Annotated in this window: 14 protein-coding genes; 8 read left to right on the forward strand and 6 right to left on the reverse strand. The window is 55.1% G+C overall.

Annotated features, from left to right (window positions below; genetic code table 11):
* Positions 1 to 34: 34 nt before the first annotated feature.
* On the forward strand, positions 35 to 2065 hold the full coding sequence (locus ACLHIJ_RS01920; RefSeq protein ID WP_411295829.1) for a DUF6541 family protein: 2031 nt from the start codon (positions 35 to 37) through the stop codon (positions 2063 to 2065).
* Positions 2066 to 2188: 123 nt separating this feature from the next.
* Positions 2189 to 3490: a nucleotide sugar dehydrogenase gene (locus ACLHIJ_RS01925; protein WP_411298350.1), complete on the forward strand. Its 1302-nt coding sequence runs from the start codon at positions 2189 to 2191 to the stop codon at positions 3488 to 3490.
* Between the two features lie 154 nt (positions 3491 to 3644).
* Here ACLHIJ_RS01925 and ACLHIJ_RS01930 read toward each other — a convergent pair whose 3' ends face one another.
* Together ACLHIJ_RS01930 and ACLHIJ_RS01935 are read right to left on the reverse strand one after the other, a co-directional pair.
* Positions 3645 to 5648: a DUF2142 domain-containing protein gene (locus ACLHIJ_RS01930; protein WP_411298351.1), complete on the reverse strand. Its 2004-nt coding sequence runs from the start codon at positions 5646 to 5648 to the stop codon at positions 3645 to 3647.
* A 50-nt stretch (positions 5649 to 5698) separates the two neighbouring features.
* Complete coding sequence (locus tag ACLHIJ_RS01935; RefSeq protein WP_411298352.1) at positions 5699 to 8407, reverse strand: N-acetylmuramoyl-L-alanine amidase; 2709 nt, start codon at positions 8405 to 8407, stop codon at positions 5699 to 5701.
* Positions 8408 to 8621: 214 nt separating this feature from the next.
* Here ACLHIJ_RS01935 and rfbD point away from each other — a divergent pair, with 214 nt between their 5' ends.
* Positions 8622 to 9476: a dTDP-4-dehydrorhamnose reductase gene (gene rfbD, locus ACLHIJ_RS01940; protein ID WP_411295825.1), complete on the forward strand. Its 855-nt coding sequence runs from the start codon at positions 8622 to 8624 to the stop codon at positions 9474 to 9476.
* Between the two features lie 399 nt (positions 9477 to 9875).
* Here rfbD and rfbA read toward each other — a convergent pair whose 3' ends face one another.
* Positions 9876 to 10739: a glucose-1-phosphate thymidylyltransferase RfbA gene (rfbA, locus tag ACLHIJ_RS01945; RefSeq protein ID WP_411298353.1), complete on the reverse strand. Its 864-nt coding sequence runs from the start codon at positions 10737 to 10739 to the stop codon at positions 9876 to 9878.
* A 72-nt stretch (positions 10740 to 10811) separates the two neighbouring features.
* Between rfbA and ACLHIJ_RS01950 the strand changes: the two genes are divergently transcribed.
* The gene (locus ACLHIJ_RS01950) at positions 10812 to 11774 is read left to right on the forward strand and encodes a bile acid:sodium symporter family protein (RefSeq protein WP_411295823.1); all 963 of its coding nucleotides are present in this window, start codon (positions 10812 to 10814) and stop codon (positions 11772 to 11774) included.
* 373 nt (positions 11775 to 12147) lie between these two features.
* Here the strand turns inward: ACLHIJ_RS01950 and ACLHIJ_RS01955 are convergent, their stop codons facing one another.
* Together ACLHIJ_RS01955 and ACLHIJ_RS01960 are read right to left on the reverse strand one after the other, a co-directional pair.
* Positions 12148 to 13068 (reverse strand): TIGR03089 family protein, encoded by a 921-nt coding sequence (locus tag ACLHIJ_RS01955; protein WP_411298354.1) that lies wholly within the window; start codon positions 13066 to 13068, stop codon positions 12148 to 12150.
* On the reverse strand, positions 13065 to 13937 hold the full coding sequence (locus tag ACLHIJ_RS01960) for an inositol monophosphatase family protein (RefSeq protein ID WP_411298355.1): 873 nt from the start codon (positions 13935 to 13937) through the stop codon (positions 13065 to 13067). The genes ACLHIJ_RS01955 and ACLHIJ_RS01960 overlap by 4 nt, the downstream gene beginning before the upstream one ends.
* Positions 13938 to 14389: 452 nt before the next feature.
* Here ACLHIJ_RS01960 and ACLHIJ_RS01965 point away from each other — a divergent pair, with 452 nt between their 5' ends.
* The 3 genes from ACLHIJ_RS01965 to ACLHIJ_RS01975 are packed head-to-tail and all read left to right on the forward strand — an operon-like array spanning position 14390 to position 19286.
* On the forward strand, positions 14390 to 14674 hold the full coding sequence (locus ACLHIJ_RS01965) for a WhiB family transcriptional regulator (RefSeq protein WP_411296000.1): 285 nt from the start codon (positions 14390 to 14392) through the stop codon (positions 14672 to 14674).
* Entirely contained in the window at positions 14674 to 17841 is a 3168-nt protein-coding gene (locus ACLHIJ_RS01970) for a glycosyltransferase family 2 protein (RefSeq protein WP_411298356.1), read from the forward strand. The genes ACLHIJ_RS01965 and ACLHIJ_RS01970 overlap by 1 nt, the downstream gene beginning before the upstream one ends.
* Complete coding sequence (locus tag ACLHIJ_RS01975) at positions 17838 to 19286, forward strand: DUF5719 family protein (RefSeq protein ID WP_411298357.1); 1449 nt, start codon at positions 17838 to 17840, stop codon at positions 19284 to 19286. The genes ACLHIJ_RS01970 and ACLHIJ_RS01975 overlap by 4 nt, the downstream gene beginning before the upstream one ends.
* A gap of 115 nt (positions 19287 to 19401) precedes the next feature.
* Here the strand turns inward: ACLHIJ_RS01975 and ACLHIJ_RS01980 are convergent, their stop codons facing one another.
* A complete protein-coding gene (locus tag ACLHIJ_RS01980) occupies positions 19402 to 19809 on the reverse strand; it encodes a DUF3499 domain-containing protein (protein ID WP_411298358.1) in 408 nt (135 codons plus the stop codon).
* A gap of 55 nt (positions 19810 to 19864) precedes the next feature.
* On the opposite strand from ACLHIJ_RS01980, the gene ACLHIJ_RS01985 reads away from it, so the two are divergent.
* A complete protein-coding gene (locus ACLHIJ_RS01985; RefSeq protein WP_411295817.1) occupies positions 19865 to 20290 on the forward strand; it encodes a metallopeptidase family protein in 426 nt (141 codons plus the stop codon).
* The last annotated feature ends 107 nt before the right edge of the window (positions 20291 to 20397 follow it).

The following is a 20397-nucleotide window of genomic DNA, read 5'->3' on the forward strand; positions in this document are numbered from 1 at the left end:
TCGGTATTGGTCTAGCAGGGGAGATAGAGAGAACATGACGTGGTTAAGTCATATACCGTTGCTTCTCGCAATGCTCATCATCTCCTGCTTTCCATGTTGGGGGTGGCTGCGTACTGTCCTTCCTGATAATGCTCGGTATTCGCGATCCCTCCTGGCTTTTGCGGTTGCCCCGCTGGGAACTTTTGCGCTGATTTCTGTCATTGGTTTTATCTGCACTCCTGCTCGCGGTTTAGGGTATGTGCCTAAATATGTGCTGGCAGGGCTGTGCGCTTTAGGCGTGATGGGATTGGCAGTGCAATGGTGGCAGCGGCGATCGGGCGGCTCGGGTGGGCATGCACGTCGTTGCCGTATCTCAATACCGATTATTGCTGCTATGGGTGCGGGAGTTGTTGTAGCGATACTCCCGTTGCTCATTGCGGCGCGTATTACTGACCCGCTGCAACAGTGGGATCCGTCATTCCATTACAACGGGGTATGGACCATCCTGCACACCTCCAATGCGTCAATGACCTCTGCTATGGGGCCGCTGTTTGACCTCACGGGGAAAGCTGCGGTGTATTACCCGGATGCGTGGCATGCGTTTGCGGCATTATTTGCTACGCCGCAAACGGTGATCTCCACGGTGAATCTTACGTCGATTTTGTTGTGCCTATGGTGGGTCGTGGGTATGGTTGCCCTGGCTGACGTCATTCTTGGCCCGAAAGCTATGCCAATTGTGGCGATCATCAGCGGAATCTCGCTAGCTTTTCCAGCGGATTTCATTTCCAGCTATGCGCAATGGCCAAATGGAACATCTATGGCTCTCCTGCCAGCTCTCCTCGCCTTCGCATGGGTTATTGGGCGGCAGTGGCGGGACGTGTTGTGTGGGAACGCGCCAGTTCGCCAGGTAGCCGCTGGGAGTGTGTTATTTGCCGGTGCGGCAATCGGTGCATTATGTGTTCACCCGATTTCTTTCTTCAACGCCGTAATGATCGCCGTTGTTCCTGCTGTGGGAGCGACGGGGAAAACCTTGTATGCGGTCTATCGGGAACACAGATGGCCGGCCGCTATTTTCGGCACGGCGGCTCTCATCGCCGCGCTTGGCTTGTGCGCCTATGCCATGTTTAATCCGCGCACAGCGGGGGTATCGCGGTTCGTGCGGTCAACGTCCTGGATAGACGCCATGTATCACCCGATCGTGCCGGTTCCCCCGTTGCCGGTGCGACCGGGATTGATCGCTGCAATGATATGCCTGGTTGTCATGCTGGGCTGCGGAATCTGGTATGCCTGGTCTGCTTACCGTTGGCTGTGCGGGAGCTGGCTAGTATGCGTCATTATCCTGGTATTGGCCTATGCCCCAGATTTCGGGATGAAGTTCCTTTCCGGGCCGTGGTATTCCGATCCGCGCCGGATCATGGGCGCGATGCAAGTGGTTGTTGTCCTGCTATCTGGCTATGGTCTGGTAAAGATTGCTGAGATTGTGCAGCGCATTGGCAGCCAAAAGCAGAAATGGTCGATGCTGCCTGGGGTGATCCGCCGAGTTGGCGCCTCAACCGTAATAATAGGATGTTTGCTTATCGCAAGTGGCGGTGGGGCACTAGATGCTCGAATCGCTGGGGTTGCTCGGGTTTATGATCCGCAACAGTTAGGGCCAGCGGGGATGGCATCGCGCGCAGAATTAGAGATGATTTCCCGAGAAGGCGCACAGCTTCCAGCAGATGCGCTTGTCGTGGGAGATCCGTCATCGGGTGTCGTATATTTTCCGGTGTTAGCGCAACGCCGGACCGTTTTCCCGCAGCTAACTTTGGCGGAAAAAGATGCAGATGTGCGCGAGCTATCCCAGACTTTCCGCAATATCCACAGTGATCCGTCGGTATGCCAAACGATTCGTCGCGTCGGAATTACGCATTTCTATGCCGATACGGACGCGCCATATTACGCCAAAATGCGCTCTGTACGTATGCCTGGTTTTTATGGGGTTGATGTGACGCACGGCTTCCGGCAGATTGCCCGCGTTCCAGATGAGCACGGCGGATATGCGACGTTATATGAGATCACGGCGTGTTCTGGTAGCGAGGGGAACTAGTGCAGGGCTAGCGGAAAGTGCGTTGAGTAAAGCGGTGGAAATCACCGCATGGAATTGGCGGGCTAGTTCAGGGCAGATGCGCGATGACGTATTCTGGAATTACCGACGTATGAGGAGTAATAAATGCGTATTGCCGTCGTTGCGATGGGAAAAATTGGCTTGCCGCTGGCAGTGCAGTTTGCGGATGCGGGTCATGAGGTGATCGGAGTAGACGTCAATGCCGATACGGTAGCGCAGATCAATAGCGCTCGCGAGCCGTTTCCGGGGGAAGCTCAGTTACAGGAGAAGCTCTCGCAGCTAGTTCCGGCTGGGAAATTACGGGCGACGACGGATTATGCCGAAGCGATTCCTGGAGCTGACGCGGTTGTTGTCGTCGTTCCACTGTTCGTTAACGACGAGACGTGGCAGCCGGACTTTACCTGGATGGATAGCGCCACCGCCTCGCTCGCCGCACATTTATCGGCGGGAACGCTGGTTTCTTATGAGACGACTTTGCCGGTTGGAACGACTCGGAATCGCTGGAAGCCAATGATTGAAGAGATCTCCGGTTTGGTTGAGGGCACAGATTTTCATGTGGTGTTCTCCCCAGAGCGAGTACTGACGGGTCGGGTTTTTGCGGATCTGCGTCGCTATCCCAAACTGGTTGGAGCTTTGAGTGAGCAGGGTGCGCAGCGGGCGATTGAATTTTATGAGTCGGTTTTAGATTTTGATGATCGCCCAGATTTATCTCGGCCTAATGGGGTATGGGATATGGGGTGCGCCGAAGCGGCCGAAATGGCGAAACTTGCAGAAACCACCTACCGGGATGTCAATATCGGTCTGGCGAATCAGTTTGCAGTCTATGCCGATAAGGTGGGAATTGATGTGCAGCGCGTGATTGAGGCGTGTAATTCCCAGCCGTATTCGCATATTCACCGGCCAGGTATCGCGGTGGGTGGGCACTGTATTCCGGTTTATCCACGGCTATATTTATCCACAGATCCGGATGCGACCATCGTGCGCACTGCGCGGCAATGTAATGCGGGAATGCCAGAGTATGTCGTCTCGCGAGTAGCGCAGGTCTTGGGGTCGCTACAGGATATGAGGGTTGCTGTCCTTGGGGCCTCGTACCGTGGAGGGGTAAAGGAGACGGCTTTTTCTGGGATTTTTGCGACGGTTGCTGCGCTGCGGGAACGTGGCGCTCGGGTGCTGGTGCATGATCCGATGTATTCGGCTAGTGAGTTAGCGGATTTCGGATGGGAAGCCTATGAGCTGGGGCAAAGTGTTGACGTGGTTATCGTTCAGGCAGATCACCAGCAATATCGAGAGATTACGGCGGAGCAATTCCCTGAGGTTAAATTGTTGTTTGATGGCCGTGGAGTGACGAATCCCCAGTTGTGGCAGGGAACGCCTCGTCTGGTGGTAGGTAACGGGGCTGATCGTTAGCGAGTACTCGCATTGCCGCCAGCAGCGGGTAGTTTTGCAGGAGTGGCAATACGGGCAGCCGCTCGTTGAGTAGATGCGCTAATCGTTTATTTTGTTTACTCGGGTCGCTTATATAGCCTCATAGCTCGTAGCGCTCATAGCTGCGCGTCATGTTTTACGGTGTTATTGCTGCTGATGATGCGCATAACCGGAGGCTGCTATCCGCATGATTGCTGTTGCAGATTGCGCGGCGGTGGCGGGAAGAGAATGCATTGAGCAGTTTTATGACTGGTGCAGTGCGGTGTGTTATCGCTGATTGTGGTTCACTAGCGAAATGACGTGGGCATCTTGTCGTTATTTCGCTATCAAAGGTCTCGTGGATAGAGCGGCGATTAATCGCTTGTTTCCGCGTTGTCAGCTGCTCGGCGGCCACGCCTTTCTGAAGCGGCCACGTGTTATGTGAGTGAGGCGCATGTGGTGAGCTGTGTGCCGTGTGGGCGGCGTGGATGGCGTTTTCATCTGCTGTTGTTGCCGGTTCAATGCGTGGCAATATGAAGAATACGCAGGTGCAGAAGAGCGCAAAACTCATGGTGCTGATTGTTGCAACTACGGTAAATGGCGGCGCCCATTCGGGCCACCACGTTTGACCTGTAATGGGGTCGTGATAGAAGCGCTGATAGATAGCAATGAGGGTGATGAGAAAAGCCATAGTCAGTGCTCCCACACACACAATCGCGTGATTGCGGGTGAGGAACGCGGGGCGAGCATTCCAGCCAATGAGCACTACCGCCAAAATAATCATAGGAGCGAGGTAGCGAGATTGGACGAAATATTCGATTGGGATATTCCGTGATGACGCTATACTCAGTGGCCAGATTGCTATATTGACGATAATGACAAGAATTCCAAGGAGCTGAGTCCAGCGTATCTGGCGAATTCCGTACCATAAGACGGTTATCGTGACGAATCCTGTGAGGATAGGAATAGTTATAGGTACGGGCAGATCCATCCAAGAGAGATTGGTTGTCCCGAAGATTCCCGTCCATAGGGTTACTAGATTGATGGCATTATCATGCAAAAGCCCATGTGAAGACGAATCTTTGGAGATGGCTGTGGAGAAAAGATTAAAAACATTGGACAGATCCACGTATGCAGCAATAGTTGGATGTTGTAGTGCGGCAATGCAGATTAAAGCAAATATGGCTATCCCGACGGCATAAAAGCGTAATGCCTGACGGGTAAACCGTATTCCGGCGAGCACGCCAATAAGGACGGCAACCATGCAGTACATCCCGGCGTCGGTGCGAGTTCCAGCGGTAACCAGCAATGTGATGGCGGCAAAGAAAATGAGTGCCCATTTTCGCCATCCGTGTTGTTGGAACATTGAAGCGATGGCGGCGAAAATGATGAGTGGACTATAGAAAGCCCAGGCACTGGGGTTGATAGATGCCACGGTGAAAGCAGCTAATGGGATCATCGTTATGGCAACGCTTATCCACACAATAGGGCGGCGTCGGGCCGGAAGTAGGGCGATGAGAGTGGCTAATGCCAAACTGACGGCGATGATATTGACGAATCGAATATTGCGGAAGGTTTCGCTTGTCTCGTTGCCGACAAAGAAATGTTGAACGGCATAGTACACCTGCGGATAGGATCCCTGAAAGTTTCCTATGTCAGTCTCAATTAAACCATTGCGAGTATAGGGCGGAAGTAGTTTGGATGCTGAGGCGGAATATGAGGAAGAATTTGGGGGTTGGGCTGCGGCTGATTTTCCGGAGCTGGCGGTGGAATCCGTCTGGGCTCGGGGAGTGCCTGCAGAGTCTGCGGAAGCCTCATCGTAAGAGTAGAAAGCGTCATTATTTTCAAATAGGCAAACTGATCCCCGATAGGGCTTAAAAGCGAAGCAGACAGATCCGGTGGCGTCTGCTCGTAGGTATCGAGTATGGGGGCTGTTTCCAGCTTCGCACATCCCTTTTTCGGTCCCTTGACCGCAATAGATGGAGGCAAGGTGATATTTAGAATCCGGCTCACCAAATGGGGGAGTGGTGATGGCGAAAGCCCCGAGGGCAATGATGAGGAATGTGGGGATGCTGAGATAGATAGCGCAACGCCACCACAGGTGGTGATGTGACGTTGTTCGGGGGCGGCTCGCGCAGTCACCGCGTTCTATCTCAGACATGCCCTCCCCTTTAGATGATTCTTTAGCTTAATCAACTATCAGGGATTTTCCTAGAAGTAGCGATATGTGTATGAATACAGTTGCCCAGTGTTGGAAATGGCGTAGAAGCGATGTTCGTTGCCTGAGGAGCTGGCTCGGGCGATCTGAATATAGTTAGCAAAACCACGTCCGATCTGGGTTTTTGGATCGCTTCCGCGAGCAATATCTGGGTAGAAGAATAGGCGTCCGGATGGTTCGATGACGATCGCGTCGGATAAACCGCTGTCATTCCAGTCCCCGACGCCGAGTGCTCCGGCAAGGTCGCGATAATTGCCGGAATCGACGCGCGAGGTAGTGAACATGCCCGCGCCATTGGTGGCGTAGGTGTGGCGAGTACCGTCAGGTTTAATGCCGATAAAGCTCGGCTTGCCATCAATTCCAGCCGACACCCCAAAGATGTAGGCAAAATTCCAGCCGTGGCCAATTTGCCGCCCGTCTGTGACGGTGTTGTTTGCCGTTCCGCGGTAGAGGTAGAGCCGGTTGTTCGAGTGCAGGCCGATAATGTCGTTGTAGCCGTCGCCGTCGAAGTCGAATCCGGTAAATAGTTGGGTCATTCCGCCCCAGCCGCGCCCGATTTGCCGCGGGCGATTAAATAGGTCGCGCCCGACTCCTTCGTAGAGCATGAGCTCGCCGGTGGGGGTACGCAAAATGAGGTCATCGTATCCGTTCCGGGTGAAGTCGCCCATTGACCATACGCCGCTGGCTGGCCAGCCGCCACCGATAAAATGTGCTGAATCGAAGTGTAGGCTCGCTGGAGTTCCCGCAGATCCGCCAGTGTTCGTGGCATTAATTTTTGCGGCTACCTGCGCGCGAATCTGGTCGAGGTAGTTATAAATTCTTCCGGGGCACGCTGTCGGGCTGATATCGCGATGCCCGTTAATTGCGGGAATGGAGGTGCGCTTTCCAGAGTAGGCCGTGAACGTGAAAAGGCCATAGGGATTGACGTGGGAGCGGCTGAATTGCCACGCGATCACGTCGGATATGCGGTTAAGAACGATAGATGAGGGGTCAATGAGGGTGTAGTCGCCCATAACGGAGACGCCCACTGATCCGGTGTTTCCGGGGGCGGCATGCCCGCCGATGACCATTTTTCCAGCTGGTGCATTGAGGGAGCCAGTGCGTCCTTCGTAGACGGTTCCGTACTTGTCAATGAGGAAGTTGTAACCGATATCTCCCCATTCTAGGACGTTCGTGTGGTAGTTCCAGATGGCTTTGACGATCCCTGGTGCTTGTTGCGGGGTGTAGTCGTTGGAGCCAGCCGTGTGGTGTACGACAGCTCCGGATAGGGGGACGTAGTTGGCTGGCCAGGTCTCACTCACGGCAGGTCCGCCCCATTGGGTGCGCGTGACGATTGCGGGGGCGCGCACTGTGTTCTGAGCGGCCAGAGGGCGGGTAGTTTCAGGGCTGGTGAGCAGGCTTTCTGAGGCGAGAGAGCGATGCGATTGCGCTGACAGGGATGGGGAGGCTGAGGAATCTGCGTGCTGGGTGGCCGGATGTGTTCCCAGTGGGGCAGGTGTATTGGGCGAGTCGAATGTGTAGGCGGGGCGCGGGGAGCTGAGAAGTTCAGAAACCGCGCTGCTGTTTTCTGCTGCCGATAATTCGGTATGTGGTGCGGGGAGGATCGGTGCCGGAGTGATGGTGGCGTGATCGGTTGTTCCTTCGCTACCTGCTCCGGTGTTGAGGGCGACGGTGGTGTGCTCTGGATCTAGTGTGCCTCGGGTGCGGATTTGGATACCTGTGGCACCGGCTGCCATGAATGGTTCAGTGGCGGTGACGCCGTTTTCTCCTTGTTCGATTTCTAGGGTGTACCACTGGGTCCAGGTGCGATTGATGAGAACGCGCAGGTCTACTTGTTGGGGGCCGATGCCTTGCCAGTGAATACCAGCTACTGCGAATTCGTCGGTTTGTAGCGGTGCGGTGATAAAGGAGTAGTCGTCGGTGGTGAGGCAGTGCCCGTCATTTTCTGTTGTGCTGACGGGGGCTGGGGCAGGTGCTTGGGGTGCTGAGGCTGTGGAAGTGGTGGATGGGGCTTCGGGATCTGGTGTTGTTGTGTTTGCGTTGTGTTTTTCGGAGGTTGTTTGTGAGTTGGATGTGCCGAGCTTTTCTGAGGGGTGTGTGGTGCTCTTAGGGCTGGTTGTGGTGGTGTCCGAAGGTTGCGGGTTAGGGGTTTCTGCCGTGGTGGGGGTAGGTGGTGCTGGTGGAGTGCTGGCGTCATCCTGCGTGGCAGGGGTATTAGGTGTTTGCGCGGATTGTGCGTCTTTTGTATTGAGTGGCGCGGATGCTGGGTTGTTGGCGTGAGGTGCCGAAGATGGCGGTGAACCGGCCGAAGAGCTGGTGGTATCTGGAGTGGTGGAGGTATCTGCCGGCGTGGATGTGCGTGGCGGGGTGGGATCCGAGCTCTGAGGGGTGGGCGCCGTGTTTAGTTCTGGCTGCGCCAAAAGGGATGGCGAGGCTGGCGGTGCAGGCGGTGCGGATGGCGTAGTCTGCGGTGTGCGTGGCGTCGTATTCGGCGTGATTGGTGGCATGCCTGTTGCCTCGGGGTGTTCTGCTCGATGGGTGGGCGTCTCGTTAGAGGCGCTGCTCGCGTTTTCGGTCAGATGGAGTTGTGTAACCGAGTTGAGGCTGAACGTGTATGCAGCCGGTTCTTCCTCTGCGTGGGCGACGCTGCCCAATGTTGGCAGGAGGAGAAGGGTTGACGCCAGAGCGAGTGTGCGTTTCATGCCAAGACCTTTTGTGTGTGGGTAATAGGCATGCAAAAGCGGGTAAAACCCCGCAAATTGCCTACCTTTAACAGCAATCACAATAATAACGTATGTAACAGTCTTGAGCTAGGGGAGTGTGAGGATTGCAATGCCTGAGACGCGGTGTTAGCGATCCGTCCGATTCACTGGGATCTACGCTAGGATAAGCGCAGAAGTTTAAGGAGAATAAAACATGCGTTGGACGGTTATTGGAGCTAACGGAATGCTCGGCACGGACCTCGTACACATGCTCAAAGAGCGCGGGGATGACGTGGAAGCACGAGATATTGACACTATTGACATCACTGATCCGGCTTCCGTAGAGAGTCTGAGCGAAACCGACGTCATCGTCAACTGCGCGGCATATACCGCAGTGGATCCGGCAGAAGAGCATGAAGATGTGGCATTCCACGTCAACGCCACCGGCCCACAGCTTCTAGCTCGGCGAGCGGCACAAATTGGTGCGCGTCTGGTCCATATCTCGACTGACTACGTTTTTGCTGGCGACGCTGACTCGCCCTACGGGGAATACGCCCCGATTGCGCCACGCAGTGCCTACGGGCGCACGAAAGCGGCTGGTGAATGGGCAGTGCGGTGTGAGACTGCTGATTTCCTCATCGTGCGTACCGCCTGGTTATACGGTGAGCATGGAAAATGCTTCCCGAAGACGATGGCAACCCTCGCACAGTCCCATCCGACGCTATCGGTTGTCACAGATGAAGTAGGCCAGCCGACATGGACGTGCGATCTAGCGGATCTCATTATCCGCTTGGTCGATGCGGGAGCGCCGACGGGAATTTATCACGGCACCGCATCGGGGCAGACGAGCTGGCATGGCTTTACTCAGGAGATTATCTCCTCTATCGGAAAAGATCCCCAGATCGTGACGGAGACAACGGCGGCGGCATTTAATCGTCCGGCGCCACGTCCCTCATACTCCGTCCTCGCCCACGATTCGATCAGCGCAATTGGCCTAGAGCCCATTGGTGATTGGAAAGAGCGCTGGGCAGTGGCAGCTCCCGTGGTTTTGGGAACCCGCGGCGAATAACTGCGCACTATCTTGCTCGCGCACCGCGACATAGGATAAACCGCGACGAAACTCAAATGGTGGGTTGGGTTTGGCAAAATTATGAGGCCAAACCCAACCCGCCATTCATATAAAGCGATGTGCCGGTGCAGCTATGTCGCATATAGATACCTACATGCGACACGAAAAGAAAAGTGGTTGTCTGCCCGCGCTAATGAGCGGGCAGACAACCACCGGATCACAATATCTAGCTGCACCGGCACTCCTTATTGGTACATGGTGCAGTGCAAAATGTGGTTTGTGGGTGTGGTTCTCAGCCGAGAACCACACCCACAAACCACAGGCAATCTGCCGATCTCAACCGTCATTACCGGCTGAGATCCTGCGTCGTTAACTAACGATGCTATTTAACAACGGCAATCAACGATTAAGCAGCCCTAATAAATATTCGCCATATCCAGACTTGCGCAAAGGCTCTGCCCGCTCGGCAAGCTCTTCGTCAGTCAGGAATCCCATATGCCAGGCCACTTCCTCAGGAGCGCCAACCTTCAAACCCTGGCGTGCCTCAATGGTTCGCACGTATGAAGTGGCGTCGGCCAAGGAATCAAAGGTGCCGGTATCCAACCAGGCAGTCCCTCGGGGGAGCACCTCTACTGAGAGCTTCCCACGCTCCAAATAAACCTTGTTGACGTCGGTAATCTCGTACTCTCCACGCGGGGACGGCTTGAGATTCTTCGCAATCTCCACCACATCATTGTCGTAGAAATATAGACCAGGAACAGCATAATTCGACTTCGGCTTAGCGGGCTTTTCCTCAATAGAGATCGCCATATGATTTTCATCGAATTCCACGACGCCATAGCGCTCTGGATCGTTGACGTGATAGGCAAAGATAGCTCCACCGTCGGGGTCGGTGTTGCGGCGTAACTGAGTACCCATGCCCGGACCGTAGAAGATATTATCGCCAAGAACCAGCGCCGCCGGCTCATTACCGACGAAATCCGCACCCAATACAAAGGCCTGAGCAAGACCATTGGGATTCTCTTGGACTGTGAATTGCAAGTTAATACCGAACTGTGATCCATCGCCGAGTAACCGCCGGAACTGGTCGGCATCTTGCGGGGTTGTGATGACGAGAATATCGCGAATTCCAGCAAGAATTAGCGTACTCATCGGATAGTAGATCATCGGTTTGTCATAAACAGGTACTAACTGCTTGGATGTACTAATAGTAATGGGATGAAGACGAGTGCCGGATCCGCCGGCCAAAATAATTCCACGCATAGGTCCATTGTGACCTAAAAATTATTCTTATGGGTAGCAACATACATGTGTGGCGGAAGGAAAGTTGCTGTTATGCGCGAAGCACAGGCTAATGTTCAGGAACGTTCTGCGCTCATTGCCGTGACGCTTTTCCCGCTTATCATCGTATCGGCTGCTATCTGGGGATATTTTTTCCCAGCCACTGCGCAACATTTGAGCCCTATTATTGCGCCAGGGTTGGGATTTATCATGTTCACGATGGGGCTGACGTTGACGCTCCATGATTTCGCCTTAGTTGCCCAACGTCCGGTGGCGGTCGTGCTTGGCGTGGCGGCGCAGTATCTCATTATGCCGCTGGCTGCCGTTGCTGTTGCTCGTGTGCTCAATTTGCCGTCGGGGCTCGCGATTGGGGTTATTCTCGTAGGATGCTGCCCTGGTGGGACGGCCTCGAATGTGGTCACCTACCTGGCACGAGCCGATGTTGCCTTATCCGTCACCCTCACTTCGGTGACCACCTTGCTTGCTCCAGTGATGACGCCACTACTGATTCAGCTACTAGCCGGAGAAATGACGGATATTAACGCCGGGCACATGGCACGCAGTATTGCAACAACGGTTGTTATCCCAGTGCTAGGCGGAGTGCTGCTGCGCTGGATCTTCCCAAGGGTTATTACCTGGATGCTGCCGATTCTGCCGTGGATTTCGACCATCGGTATTTCGATTGTGGTTGCCGCACTCGTCCCGCCGGCGGCGCCGATCCTTAAACAGGCTGTAGGGGTCGTCATTATCGCGGTTGTCGCACATAATCTACTAGGGCTTGTGTGTGGGTATTTTTTGGCTAAAAGCGCGAGATTTTCTCCGTATGTGGCGCGCACAGTGGCAATTGAGGTGGGAATGCAGAACTCCGGGCTGGCTGCGACCTTGGCAAAAACCCATTTTGTGACCACTCCGGAAGCGGCCCTACCGGCAGTGATCTTTTCTGTGTGGCATAACATCTCCGGGGCAATATTTTCCTGGTGGAGCCGATACCGCGATACGGTTACCCCTGCGCATTAATAGCCGCGTTAACGCTCCGGCTGGTAACCCCTATGGGCGGTACCTGAGCTATTACTGCTAATAGCCAGGGCACTAATAGCTCAGCTATTAATAGCTTCTGCCTATATTAATAACTTCTGCCTATATTAATAACTTCTGCCTATATTAATAACTTCTGCCTATATTAATGACCCTGGCAGTACTCATACTCCCGCGGTAGTGGTCTACACATTGTAAAAGCTACGATTTATCGCCGCCCGCGTCGGTGCTGGCATAAACCAAAAAAATGGCGATCTCGCACCGCGAGATTACGTTAGATAGATACATCTACTCGGCGGCACAGCTAAACAAAACTAACCGTCTGAGAGTGACGAAAGCCAATCTGCACAAACCCCTATGCTGGCCGGTAATTAAGCGCGATAGCCTGTTCTGCATGGCAAATATCGGCGATATTGCGCGAGGGGTCAAGGATGATGATCGTGCTGGCACTAGCCAATCCAGCTAGGGTGAGGCAGATACTTTCGGTAAGGCACCCGGTGCTCATGGCATACCTCCGTGGCTCAGGGCGCCAAGATGAAGCACCGCTGCCTACCTGCTCAGCGTGTTGAGCTAACGCGAGCGGGATCGTAACCGATAGTGGCACACTGCTCGGCTCAATTAGTGGAACGTCAGCATAGCCATATACATCGGCGATCCCATCCCAGATGCCACGTGGTAACTCATCAGGCCACTGCAAAGCAAAAGGATGACGCGAGTCAAGTGCAACGATAGGGGCGTCAGTATATAAATCCGCGCGGGCAAGATCAGAAAGAATATATACCGATGACGGTAACTGTGCTGACGGGCTAGTGCCGTCAGGAAATATGCATAACGGGAAATCTTCTTGGAGCTGACCGGAAACCTCGTTGGTAACTGGCGGAACAATGCGCAACGGAGAACCACACGACAACGCGGCGATGGCCCACAATACGGATCGCCAGTACGGCACAGTTGCAAGAGTGACTGCACTATCGCCGCCTATCTCGCACTCGTCACTGAGGAAGTTCATCACCTTAGCCAGGTGATTGGCTACGACTTTGCCAGATAACTCGATGCGCTCATATTCGTTGTACCAGATGAAAGCCGGGCGACTACCCAGGGCAAGTGCCCCGCGATAGCAGGCTGCTGGGGTCACTGTGAGGCAGGCAGTATCGGGCAGCGATTGTGCTGATGACGCCGCCGGTATAGTGACTGAATCTGGTATCGAAGCAGGACTTGACGTTGCGGGTAGCGCGGTAGTTTCTGCTGAAGCGGATTCGCACGGGTTGGAGCTCATGCGTCCTCCTCCGGTGCAAAATACGGAGTCTGGAGGGGTTGGGCGGCAGCGCAACACATCGCCTCAAACATGAGATCGCAGACCTGCGGGGTGCCACCGGCGAGATAGGAGGCGTAGGCAAAGGGGCGGCGATGGTGGATACGACGGGCATCGTCAACGCCGCGGAACACGCCACCGGCCCGCTGAATAAGGGCAATACCGGCGCCAATATCCCACGGCTGCGTCCCCATTGCGAATGTGCCGCCGCACACCCCCTCAGCAACATACGCAAGGCTCAATGCGGTGGATCCAATACGGCGCATAGATTTGGCGTGAGTGAGAAGCAGATCGTATCCACGCGCTGCACCAACCCGATCCTCAAGGCGTTCAGAAGGGAAAGACGTGGTGATGAGCATATCGGATATGGGGGCTTGAGAAGCGGTAATAGTGACGCCATTGCGGTACGCACCGGAATTGTCAGCTCGGTATAGCCGATCGCAGGTGGGCTGATAGATGACGCCAGCAATAACCTCATCGCCGCATATTGCACCGATAGAGACGCACCATATATCCAGGCCAGAAGCAAAATTTGCGGTACCGTCAATGGGGTCAAGGAGCCAGATAATATCGTCTGGAGTGGGGGTACGAGGGCGGGCGTCGCGCCCAATAAGTTGGCCTTCTTCCTCGCCGAGGATAAGTGAATCCGGGGCATGCTCCCACAGGCAGGCGCGCAATGCGTGCTCGGCGCGGCGATCGTGGACGGTCACTGGGTCATGGAAGTTGCGCTTCCATTCAACCTTTCCAGGATTGTCGAATGCGGTGAGTAGCATATCGCGCACTCCGCGAGCGGCTTTCTCGGCAATATCGGCTAGTTGGCAGGCAGCTATCATGTGCCTATCCTGCCATGAGGTGAGCGAGGCTGCTGCAGTTGGGAAGAGGCCGGATAATTTCTCACAGTTTTACTTGATTGAAAACGACGTGTGTGGTCAATATGCGCCAGGGGGGAAGTGATAGTCGGGAGCTCTGCTAGGTGCGAACAGAGGGCAAGAATAACATAGCGCTCGCGCGGTGTTTTAGTGAGTTAGCAATAACCCATCTCAGAACTCATACGGTAGTCGTATTGCTCAACAGTGGTGGCGATATTATATCGTCGGTGAACGTGGGCGATGACACGCCGAATAGATCGAGAAGTTCGATAACTCGCCTTGACTTTATCTGATTACACGCGTGTAATTTATGCTAGGCAACTTTGAATTGGAGGATGATTATGCGGCAGTCCACGGTGACTACCCCGTTGCGAACGGCTGATCGTTCGCTCGATCCTCGCATTGCGCAGAGTTTGATGGAAGGCATCTTCGATCTCGGATACGGGTTCGCTCCGGAAGCTGATTTGAGCTGGATGGAATCTGCGTTGTGCGCGCAGACGGATCCCGATATCTTCTATCCAGAAAAAGGTGGATCGACGGTTCCGGCCACAACGATTTGTAATAACTGCTCGGTGCGCGCCGAGTGCCTTGAGTACGCCGTCACGAATGATATTCGCCACGGAATCTGGGGCGGAACCTCGGATAATGATCGCAAGCGAATGGCTCGCGAACGTAAGGCGGCACGTGGCTTTCGGCGATAATGGATAGCGTTGTTCGCGAAACCGTCACGGCCGTGGTGATATGCCATGACCGTGACGTTTCATATCTGAGCACAACTCTGGCTGCATTAGCGCAGCAAACTCACCAGCCCGACCACATCCTCGTTCATATTCCGAGCCACAGTTCTCCGGCTGTCGCCCACATTCACTCCCAGTTGCCGGTAGCGGCCCCGAATGTCAGCATCGTTGCGCAACCAGCAGAGACGCTCGGCGCTGCGCTACATGATCTGGAAATCCCAGAAAGCCAATGGATCTGGATCCTGCATGCGGATTCTGCGCCTGAACCATCGGCTCTGGACGCCCTCCTGCGTGCAGGAGAAAGTTCTAACCGCATCGGTATCGTCGGCCCAAAGCAAATCAGTTGGGAAGACCGCGATGGCGCACCCGTCTTATATGAAGTCGGTATTCGGGCCACGCGCAGTGCTCGGCGTGTGCCGGAAGTTGAACCAGATGAACGCGACCAAGGGCAACACGATTCGCGCACTGACGTGCTCGCCGTTGGCAGTGCCGGCATGCTGGTACGCCGGAGTGCTTGGGATGAGCTTGGCGGTTTTAACGAGTATCTCGGTCCCTTTGGTGAAGGTCTGGAGTTTTCCCGACGTGCTCGCCGCAGTGGGTATCGAGTTGTGGTAGAACCACAAGCTGTACTGCGCCACGCCCGGGTGAGCCTGGGAACGAATCCGGAACACTCCTTTGGTCGCCGCCGTGCTGCACAGCTTTTCACGGCCATGCTTTCCGTGCGAGCTATTCTGTTACCGCTTCTCGTCATCGGTTATCCCCTCGTCGGCATTGCCCGCGCGCTAGTGAGGCTCATCTGCAAAGAGCCTGTGCTGGCTTTCGGGGAGCTGCGCGCCGGATTCTCCGTCCCCGCGCGCCTGGGCGCAATCCTGCGCTCCCGTCGCCAGATTGCTCGCACGGCAATGCACGGGATAGATGTTGTGCGCCCATTAGAAGCCCGCGCCAGTGATATTCGAGCAGCACGGCGCGAATCGCGGCGTTCCAGGAAAGAAGCTCGCTGGCTGGCGCAAGCACCGGATCCTCTAACGCGAAAACTTGCGGCAGATCTGGCGCGGCACACTCGCCACGGTTTCGCCCTCGTCTTGGTGGTGACGTCTCTCTTTTCCCTCGTCTTTTTCCTCCGATTTTTCTCCTCCGGTGTGCTTATCGGCGGGGCACTAACTGCTGACACCGCGACGGGCACTGATCTCATAAGCCTTGCCTGGCATGGCTGGATGCCCAGTGGCGATGGGTATAGCCGCCCTCTAGACGCCCTGTGGCTACTCTTATCGCCATTCCTTCTCATAACCTCCCCGTGGTCAGTGACGCTGGGATCCCTCATCACGGCACTCGTATATATCGCGCCGATCTGCGCCGGAGCGAATGCCTATATCTTTGCCGGACGGTTAACAAAATCCTGGGTTGCGCGCACTGCGCTATCGCTAATCTGGGTGGTATCTCCGGCATTTACTGACGCATTGAGTAACGGGATCATAGGAGCGGTCCTCGTTCATGTTCTCGTCCCATTATGGGGATATGCGCTATGCCGTATGTGGGATGGCTCGATTGTTTTTACTGCAGTGGCAGCCCTCAGTTTTGCGGTACTGACGGCCAGTGCGCCAATCTTCCTCCCACTAGGTATCCTCGTCGTAGTGTGCGCCCTAGCGTGCAAACCACGGCATAAGAGCTATTGGCCGTGGTCTGTGCTGCTGGGAGTGCTGGTACTTCTTCCGCAGTTACTCCAGGTACGCAACCCTGTAGCGTTCTTCTTCTCCCAACCAGGTCGCGCTTTCGGTTCGGACAGCCTACAAAATCTGGCTCGGGCAGCGCATACCTCGCCACTATTACTCGCTGGTTTAACGATTTTTGCGGTGGTCAGTATTTTGGCCCTGTTGCGCCTCCACCGCATGTGGCTCATCCGGATCGGCTGGCTTATCATCGCCGCCGGAATGGCGCTAGGATCGCTTGCAGCCCGGACAACAGTTGCAATGAGTGAGGGCGTGAGCCAACACAACGTCAATGGGGATGCCCATATCGGCTACACCCTCGCCTGGTGGGGGATGGTCATTGCCCTTGGCGCTGGTTCGCACAGTCTGCTAACGACCTTGCGCAATCGTAGCTTTGGGCTTGCCCACATCATAAGCGGGGTGGCGATGATGGCAATTCCGATTGCAATTATTACCACTGCGGTAGCGACGACAACCTGGCATGTGGATCATTCCTCGCTCGGACGTCAAGCGCCTCAAGTACCAGCATTGAGCCGAGAAATATATGCGCAACATCAGCGAATCCTGGTTGTTGAAAATACCTCTGCCGGAATCTATGCCCAGGAATGGTCAGGAAGCGGCAAAGAACTGCACGAGTATTCAATGGTTGACACGCTAGACCGCTACGACGCGGCGAAAGCTGCGCACAATTCCTCATCTTCCCTACCAGCGCCGACATCCGGAGAAACTGCTGGCAAGGCTAATAGCGGGAAAACAGATCCGGCACTTACGCCAAACACCGACGTGGATAATCCCGCTTCCGCACACGTATCCTCACAATCTACCTCAGACCATTTTGGGCAGAGTGGGGATGACAGCGCGCAGCGCGATCTACAGGATGCAATTTTGGCCATGCTCGCCGGTTCCGCGGATGCTAGCGAAAAATTGGCAGATCACGCTATCGCGATGGTTCTCGTCCCGCCCGCTTCTGCGCAAAGCTCAGCCCAGCTACGGGCCGATCTGGTATCGACCCTGCACGCCGTGTCGGGTCTGGAATTCATCTCAGATGGTGCTGCTGGAACGTTTTGGCGGGTGAGCGCACCTAGCGCACTGGTGCGTATCGGGGAGCAGCCGGTTGCAATGACTGGGCGTTCCTATGATGCCAGTAGCGTTTCACCGATTAAAGCCGCCGCGGGTGAGCGCACAATCCGTCTTGCCCAACGGGCAGATAGCCATTGGCAGGCATATATAGATGGGCAATCCCTTGAGCCGCGTTCGGCAGCATGGGCACAAGAATGGATTATTCCACCTGGTATCTCGGGCACGCTCGATATTGTGTACGTCAATTGGCAGCAACGCCTCCTCGTCGGTGCAATTGCGCTGTGTGCTGCTATTAATCTCATTATTGCCATGCCGATACGCCGTCGTCGGGGAGGGATTGAATGAATCGTGTAGATCTTGCCCGACGCGCAGGCAAACGTCTATGGGCAATGGCGACGGGAGCTGCCACAGTTGCGTTAGTCGGGGCAGTGGTTGTGGTGACGCACGCCAGCGCGCCGCCGACCACGATTGATCGCCTCCCGCACGCTCTCCCGCTGCCACACACGGAGGCCGTACTGGTATGCCAAGGCGGTATTTCGCGCACTATTGACACCGGTGTAACCGCAACACAGATCGCAGAGAAACTTGGCGGTTGGGCAGGGGCATATTCAACAACACCTGCCCAGCTAGATGCCACACCGATCGCTGCCAATACTGTGCTCAGCGCGGCAGCATTGACGAAGAATGATGCCGGAATGACGCAGCTAACTGGCGATATTGTGGTTAATGATTCTGGGGTGGCGGCCGGCGCCTCAATCCACAGTGCGGTAGCCGGAGATATGCGCGGAGTGGCTGTGCGCCCGTGCCAGTGGCCAAGCAACTCTGTCTGGTTAGTTGGTGGCTCCACGAAGGTCGGATCGTCAATGCAGCTCAGCATCTCTAATCCGATGGCTACTGCGATCAATATCGAGATGACGGCCTATGCGAATACTGGCCTCTTAGATCTAGGAGGGCACTCGCATATAACCCTGGCTCCGAAAACGACGCAGACGCTCCTCCTTGACGGAGTATTACCTCCAGCAGATGATATTGCGCTGCATTTGACGTCTAATAGTGGTCGATTCGCTGCGTCGGTTCAGACGATGCAGCTTGTCGGAGCACAGCCTGCCGGAATTGATGTCGTCACAGCAGGAACTTTCGGGCGCGATCTCGTTATTCCGGGATTGGTCGTTCCTGGCGTGGAGCAGTCAGCGACGAATCGTAGTTACCTGGCTGATCCAAACTTTTCGGCATACGTGCGGGTGGTTAATCCGAATGCCACCCCAGCACAAATCTCTGTCATTGTCATCGACACGACGGGCGAACACCCGCTGCCTGGTGCGGAGGGAATATCGGTTAGCGCAAATAGTGTGCTGAAGTTGTCATTGGCTGGAATATCACCAGGGGATTATGCCCTGAAGATCACCTCCGATTCGGATATTAGTGCGGGAGTTACTGCCTCGCAGGCCGGTGACGGCGGTGTTGACGTGGCATATTTGCATGCTGTTACGCCAGTTAGCGATGGTATGGCAACGGTTGGTCCAACCCAGGCTGTGCTGGTGCTAGCTGGCATGGGTTCAGCTACCTGGCAGGCCTTCGATGAGGCAGGAACGCAAATCGGTAAAGAGGCTATCGAGTTAGCACATGTGGAAGAGGTAAAACTTCCACAGGAAACGAAATATGTGCGTGTGACAGCGAACTCGCCGGTGTATGGGGCGGCTATGCTGTCTGGCCCCTCGGGGATCTCCTGGGTGCCCGTGAATCAGGATGCGGCCCAAAGTCGTTCGGTACGGCTGACGGTTGCCCCGTAATCATTTCCTGTTGGCTAACCGCCCTTTTCCCTGTTACCTAGATCATGAGCGGGCTAGCGATAACATGGCTCAAAATGAGGATCTGAGCGTCAGCCAAGACGGAAGAAAATAGCGATTACTCCGTTGCCGTCTCATCTTCGCTATGCCCACCGTCAATAACGGCAAAACGCGGGCGAGTACGCGGCCCAGGGGAAACATCCGTGCGTGGGCGGCGAATTTCTCGTTGGGCAGGCTGTGGAGGGGGAACATCGCGTTTTGAGGTTTCTCGGATCGCGTCTGCCAAAGCGAGTAAATCATCAGGGGATGGCGGGGCGTCATCAAATTCTGTTACCAGCCGAATCATATTCCACCCGACGGGGACGGTCACTGTCTCAGCGTGATGTTTGCACAGATCAAGCGCGCCAGGTTGCGGAACCGGAGAGAGCGGGCCAAGAACGCCAGTGGCTTCCCGATAACCGTACGTCATAGTAGCGACGGCAGGCTCCTGGCAGCGATCTCGGCAACAGGTTCGGATAGGACTCACGCACATAACCTTAGTCATTTCCCATGCAGAATGCGTGAAGCGTTAGGGTAGGTCTATGCAGATTATCCCTCGACGCGCTCATGCACGGCGACGCGACCGACACGGGCGTGGTATTCCTGGTCCTATTTTGCCGATGTCAGTTCCTGCATGGCGGACTCGTGCAGACTGTTTTGATGATTTAATTGCCTGGGATTTGGGCACGTTTCGGCGGCATTTGGGCGAACGGATGGACCATATTGATTTTGCGGTGATGGATGCCCCGCAAAATGATCCGGCACCGTGGGAGGAAAGCGTGCCCTTGGCTCGTTATCTGCCATTTGAACGTCCAGCGCGTATTCATGGTCGGATCATCTTCTACCGAATGCCAATTCTGCATGCCATGCGAGATGAGGATGATCCGCGCTTATTTATCCATTCGATTGTTGTGAGCCAACTGGCCTCAGCGCTGAACGTCGATCCAGATGAGATCGACTATCTGTAATGGTGGATATTTTTCTCTAATACCGCGCGAGAGGTAAGGGTACCGCGCATAGCTAAGAGCTGGTAGCGCCAATAACGGCATAGGAAATGCAACTGCCAGTGAAAGCG

Origin of the sequence: Trueperella sp. LYQ141 (genome assembly GCF_046599555.1) — a bacterium.
Classification (GTDB): Bacteria; Actinomycetota; Actinomycetes; order Actinomycetales; family Actinomycetaceae; genus Trueperella.